General features: G+C 34.0%; 5 protein-coding genes. 3 read left to right on the forward strand and 2 right to left on the reverse strand.

Annotated features, from left to right (window positions below):
- Window positions 1-113 precede the first annotated feature (113 nt).
- Window positions 114-1,226 carry an RNA-guided endonuclease TnpB family protein gene (locus AFK68_RS10100; protein ID WP_094672598.1) on the forward strand — a complete coding sequence of 371 codons (1,113 nt, stop codon included), beginning with the start codon at window positions 114-116 and terminating at the stop codon, window positions 1,224-1,226.
- Window positions 1,227-1,249: 23 nt separating this feature from the next.
- Here the strand turns inward: AFK68_RS10100 and AFK68_RS10105 are convergent, their stop codons facing one another.
- On the reverse strand, window positions 1,250-1,615 hold the full coding sequence (locus AFK68_RS10105; RefSeq protein WP_094672594.1) for a multicopper oxidase domain-containing protein: 366 nt from the start codon (window positions 1,613-1,615) through the stop codon (window positions 1,250-1,252).
- A 752-nt stretch (window positions 1,616-2,367) separates the two neighbouring features.
- On the opposite strand from AFK68_RS10105, the gene AFK68_RS10110 reads away from it, so the two are divergent.
- The gene (locus tag AFK68_RS10110; RefSeq protein ID WP_094672595.1) at window positions 2,368-2,751 is read left to right on the forward strand and encodes a hypothetical protein; all 384 of its coding nucleotides are present in this window, start codon (window positions 2,368-2,370) and stop codon (window positions 2,749-2,751) included.
- A 647-nt stretch (window positions 2,752-3,398) separates the two neighbouring features.
- On the forward strand, window positions 3,399-3,680 hold the full coding sequence (locus AFK68_RS10115; protein ID WP_094672596.1) for a hypothetical protein: 282 nt from the start codon (window positions 3,399-3,401) through the stop codon (window positions 3,678-3,680).
- A gap of 245 nt (window positions 3,681-3,925) precedes the next feature.
- Here AFK68_RS10115 and rppA read toward each other — a convergent pair whose 3' ends face one another.
- Complete coding sequence (rppA, locus tag AFK68_RS10120; RefSeq protein ID WP_094672597.1) at window positions 3,926-4,630, reverse strand: two-component system response regulator RppA; 705 nt, start codon at window positions 4,628-4,630, stop codon at window positions 3,926-3,928.
- Window positions 4,631-4,772: the final 142 nt, after the last annotated feature.

Genomic DNA, 4,772 nt, shown 5'->3' on the forward strand with positions numbered 1-4,772 from the left:
AGGCTCGTTCAATATTTAGCATTCTTCTGGCCAATTTCTGCTTGAACCATTTTACCTTATTTCCCAACAACTCTAATATGTATTTAAGCATACCACTAGGCAGGCTGCGCTCAATCTCAATGAAATCCATTAGAACAAAACTCAAATTAAATAATAAACAAAAAACGCTCTTTGCACAACACGCAGGTTATAGTAGATGGTGCTACAACTGGGGTTTAAGTTTATGGAATGGTGCTTACAGAGATGGTTACAAGCCCAACCCTCGTAAACTCAGAGAGATTTTTACTAATCACACCAAACCCCTCTACCCCTGGATGAAAAACTTGTCGTCTAAAGTTTATCAATATGCTTTCCGAAACTTGGGTGAAGCATTTAAGAGGTTTTTTCAGGGATTGGGTAAACGCCCACGGTTTAAGAAGAAAGGTAAGTCTGATTCTTTCACAATTGATAATTCTGGAAAACCAATAGAACTAAATGGATGGAATCATAAATTACCTTTTATTGGTATGGTCAAAACTTATGAACCCATTGAAGCAACAACTAAAAAAATAACAATTAGTAGACTTGCAGGTGATTGGTATCTTAGCTGTAGTTATGAATTTACTCCGACTTCAACTCCAAAAACTACTGAAGTTGTAGGTGTTGACTTAGGTGTAAAAACCTTAGCAACTTTAAGCACGGGAGTTGTTTTCTCTGGTGCTAAATCTTACAAGAAATTTGAAAGCAAGCTCTCTAAGTTACAATACCTTAACCGCAATAAAAAGATTGGTTCAGCTAACTCGAAGGCGACGCAACTTAAAATTGCCAAGCTACACACAAAGGTAGCTAATATCCGTAAAGACGTGCTTCATAAATTGACAACATATCTAGCTAAAAACCACAGCATTGTGTCAATTGAAGATTTGAATGTTCGCGGTATGTTGGCCAACCATAAGCTAGCTAAGTCTATAGCCGATCAAGGATTTTATGAATTCAGGCGACAACTTGAGTACAAGTGTGAGTGGTATGGCTCTAACCTAGTAGTTGTGGATAGATTTTTTCCATCATCAAAGACTTGCAGCAAGTGCGGTCATGTTCAGGATATGCCATTAAATGTGAGAACTTTTGATTGCCCTGAATGTGGCATATCCATAGACCGCGATCTGAATGCCAGTATTAATTTGAGGAATGCGGTCGGCTTGACCGTTAATGCCTGTGGACGGAGTGCTGCCGACAGTTCCGGTTGAAGCAGGAAGTAAACATTAAAATATCACGCTATGTGACGTTTTATATCAGTTTTATGAAGCAGAATAATTCCATGCCAATGAATTGAGGTATCTGTTTTGAGATTGTTTGTGACTTTAATAGTAGCTGTTTGACCTTCCCGCAAACGAATTAATGATCCTGGAATTGAACCGTCAACTGTCATAGCGGTAGCTTTTCGCTCTCCTATTTTGAGTTTGGTTTCCTGAATTTGGAGATTAATTAAATCAGGATATTTACTGCCATTTTCAGGCTCACTTGCAGCAATAATTTGTCTGCTATAAGAAGGTAAAATATTGTCTATGGCTGTGACTATACCTACCCCAGCAGTGAAACCTAAGAAGTTTCGTCTAGTAAGTGGGTTGATTTTCATAGTTTTAGTTAACTTTTTGCTCAATTTGTAGTTAAAAAAAATTATGGTTAATGTTGATTTTTGAATTGATAGAACATATTGATATTTTTTCCAAATTAAACTAATTTTTTTTACTAAATGCTAGTGTGCCTTAAGAATATGAAATTGGGATGAAATATCAACTAGATTTTTTTTAAATTTTAGTAGTTATAGCACTACGCATTAAGGTTAGGACATTTCTAAATCCTAAAACCTTTGAAAAGTCTGCTACTCCCTATTCCCTACTCCCTACTCCCTAGCGCGTAGCGCTATATAATCTCTGAAGCAACAAAGAGAGTATTTCAAAAATTTATTAATGGTGGATTACGGTGCGAATCAAAATTTATTGGTATATCTCCAAAATCAATCCTGCACCTAACCCACTGTACTGGCGCGTCAACCTTAAAGTAGTGGAATAGATTTTTGATATCAAGCTTTGAAAAGTCAGCATCGTAGCATTTTCCTCAACTAACATTTAAGGCTTGACACGGCACTATGAAATAGAGGATTTTATGATCGCCACAAGTACAAGATAGTTATTAAGGACTTTAGATTGAGATTTCATCCTAATTTCATAAATGCCTTGTATACTTAAGTATTGATTGCCTTAAAAAAGCTCAGTTAATTTCAAATGTTTGATTATAAAACCTGACAAAATTGGATTTATTACTGAAGAACAATCAGGTTTTTCTTCAAAATATTAGAAATAGTCTCTAATAGGAGTAGAAAACATAATGTACACTATATCTTTCCTTGCTCATGCCCCAGAATTTCATGTACCCAATAAAAATGATAATTCAAAAGCAGAAGTAAAACCAGTAGAAAATAATTCTGTTGATCAAAAACCAGAAAATCAAATACAACAAATATCTTCCCCAAAGGTGGAAACTCAAGTAGAAGGTAATTCTATTGATCAAAAACCAGAAAATCAAATACAACAAGTATCTTCCCCAAAAGTGGAAACTCAACTAGAAACAGTTGTAGAGGAAAAAGTTATCAATTCAGTTGATTTACCTCAAACAAATATTTTTATGCCACAGCCTGGAGAAATTATTTTTTTTCTGTTATTAACTATGCCTTTTTTACTATTTTCAATGAAACGGTATATATTTAGATAAAGTTATAGAGTGGTAGTCAAAAAAATATTAATCTCCCAGTCTTTTTTATTCGACTAATTGCCAAAAAAACGCTCTAAATTAACCTATATTATATGGTCTTTGGAGACCAAAGNCCGAAAAGTTATAGAGTGGTAGTCAAAAAAATATTAATCTCCCAGTCTTTTTTATTCGACTAATTGCCAAAAAAACGCTCTAAATTAACCTATATTATATGGTCTTTGGAGACCAAAGCGCCTATAGGCTACTCTAACTTTAATAACTGGAGATGCAACTGGATAAAATTGCTATTATTCCTGTTTGATTCACTTGATTATTTCTGATATAAAATCATATCATGTCCGCTTGTATCGTTTGTGTAAAAGTTGGGGAAATATTTACACCATATTTAAGGTTTTTCCTTTTCTTCTTCCTTCTTCCTTCTTCCTTCTTCCTTCTTCCTTACCTTCTCTATACAATGTCGATGCTACCGGACATGATATCAACCATAAATAAGACTTAAACTATGAAAATTAATAAAGTCAGACTGCGCCAAATNGTTTTTCCTTTTCTTCTTCCTTCTTCCTTCTTCCTTCTTCCTTCTTCCTTACCTTCTCTATACAATGTCGATGCTACCGGACATGATATCAACCATAAATAAGACTTAAACTATGAAAATTAATAAAGTCAGACTGCGCCAAATTCACTATTGGTTTGCACCAATAATGTTATTTCCTGTACTACTTACTTTAATTACAGGTTCTCTATTTCAAATATCAGTTATTACTGGTCAAGCTAATGATTTTATTTGGCTATTGGAATGGCATAGAGGCAAGTTTGGGAGAATTAATTTAGAGATGATTTATCCATTTTTAAATGCCTTTGGAATTTTCATGCTGGCAGTGACAGGAATTATGATGTGGTTCCAAACTCGCCGAAAATATAAGAGATAATGAAAACAAGCTATTTACTCAATTTTTAGTTTTATAAAGATATACAATTTTCGGNTTTGGAATTTTCATGCTGGCAGTGACAGGAATTATGATGTGGTTCCAAACTCGCCGAAAATATAAGAGATAATGAAAACAAGCTATTTACTCAATTTTTAGTTTTATAAAGATATACAAAAAAAACATCAAATTATTTTTGAGATTTATTATATATTATTTCCCATCGGTAAAAAATAGATTATTCCTATTTATCCACATTTATCCACAGGATTAAAGCGATAACCTAAACCATAAACCGTTTCAATTAAATCTCCTCCTCCACTCGCCCCCAATTTACGTCTTAATAATCTAATTTGAGCAGCAACAACATTACTTATTGGTTCCGCATCTAATTCCCAAAGTTGAGCTAAAATTTGGTCTCGACTAAGAATTTGGTGAGGATGTCGGAGAAAATATTCTAGCAAGACAAATTCTTTATGAGTCAGATTAATTACTTCTCGATCCTGATTTTTATTAATGAAACAAATAGTATTAGTACCATAGTCTAGAATTAGATTTCCTACCTGTAATTGTTGGGGTTGAATTTCAGGCGATCGCCTTTGTAAAGCTCTGAGTCTAGCTAATAGTTCTGGCATTCCAAAAGGTTTAACTAAATAATCATCTGCTCCTGCATCTAATCCCATTACTTTATCTGCCATACTATCTTTTGCTGTTAACATCAAAACGGGTAAAGCACTATTTTTTTGTCGCAAAAATTTGACTACTTCTAACCCTGATAAACCAGGCAGCAACCAGTCAATAATAGCAAGGCGATATAAGGTAAATTGACTTTCTAAATATTCCCATGCTATTGCACCATCAACAGCCCAATCAACCACATAGGATTCTTGATGGAGAACCCGTTTAATTGCTGCTCCTAAATCTGGTTCATCTTCGACCAATAAAACTCGCATAATTAGATTAGTTTAGTAACTTTATACTCTAAATATACAGTATTAAAAATCCACAGCAGATATTTATAAAATAAGATTGTGAAATAAAGATTAATTGTTGGGGCTAATTTTACAAATCAGTCGAATGCCATAAGATAAATAT

This window comes from Hydrocoleum sp. CS-953 (genome assembly GCF_002260545.1).
Classification (GTDB): Bacteria; Cyanobacteriota; Cyanobacteriia; order Cyanobacteriales; family Microcoleaceae; genus Trichodesmium.

Coding starts and splice junctions, on each gene's coding strand:
- rppA (WP_094672597.1), bottom strand. CDS start 4,630: ATGCGAGTTTTATTGGTCGAAGATGAACCAGATTTAGGAGCAGCAATT.
- AFK68_RS10110 (WP_094672595.1), top strand. CDS start 2,368: ATGTACACTATATCTTTCCTTGCTCATGCCCCAGAATTTCATGTACCC.
- AFK68_RS10105 (WP_094672594.1), bottom strand. CDS start 1,615: ATGAAAATCAACCCACTTACTAGACGAAACTTCTTAGGTTTCACTGCT.
- AFK68_RS10115 (WP_094672596.1), top strand. CDS start 3,399: ATGAAAATTAATAAAGTCAGACTGCGCCAAATTCACTATTGGTTTGCA.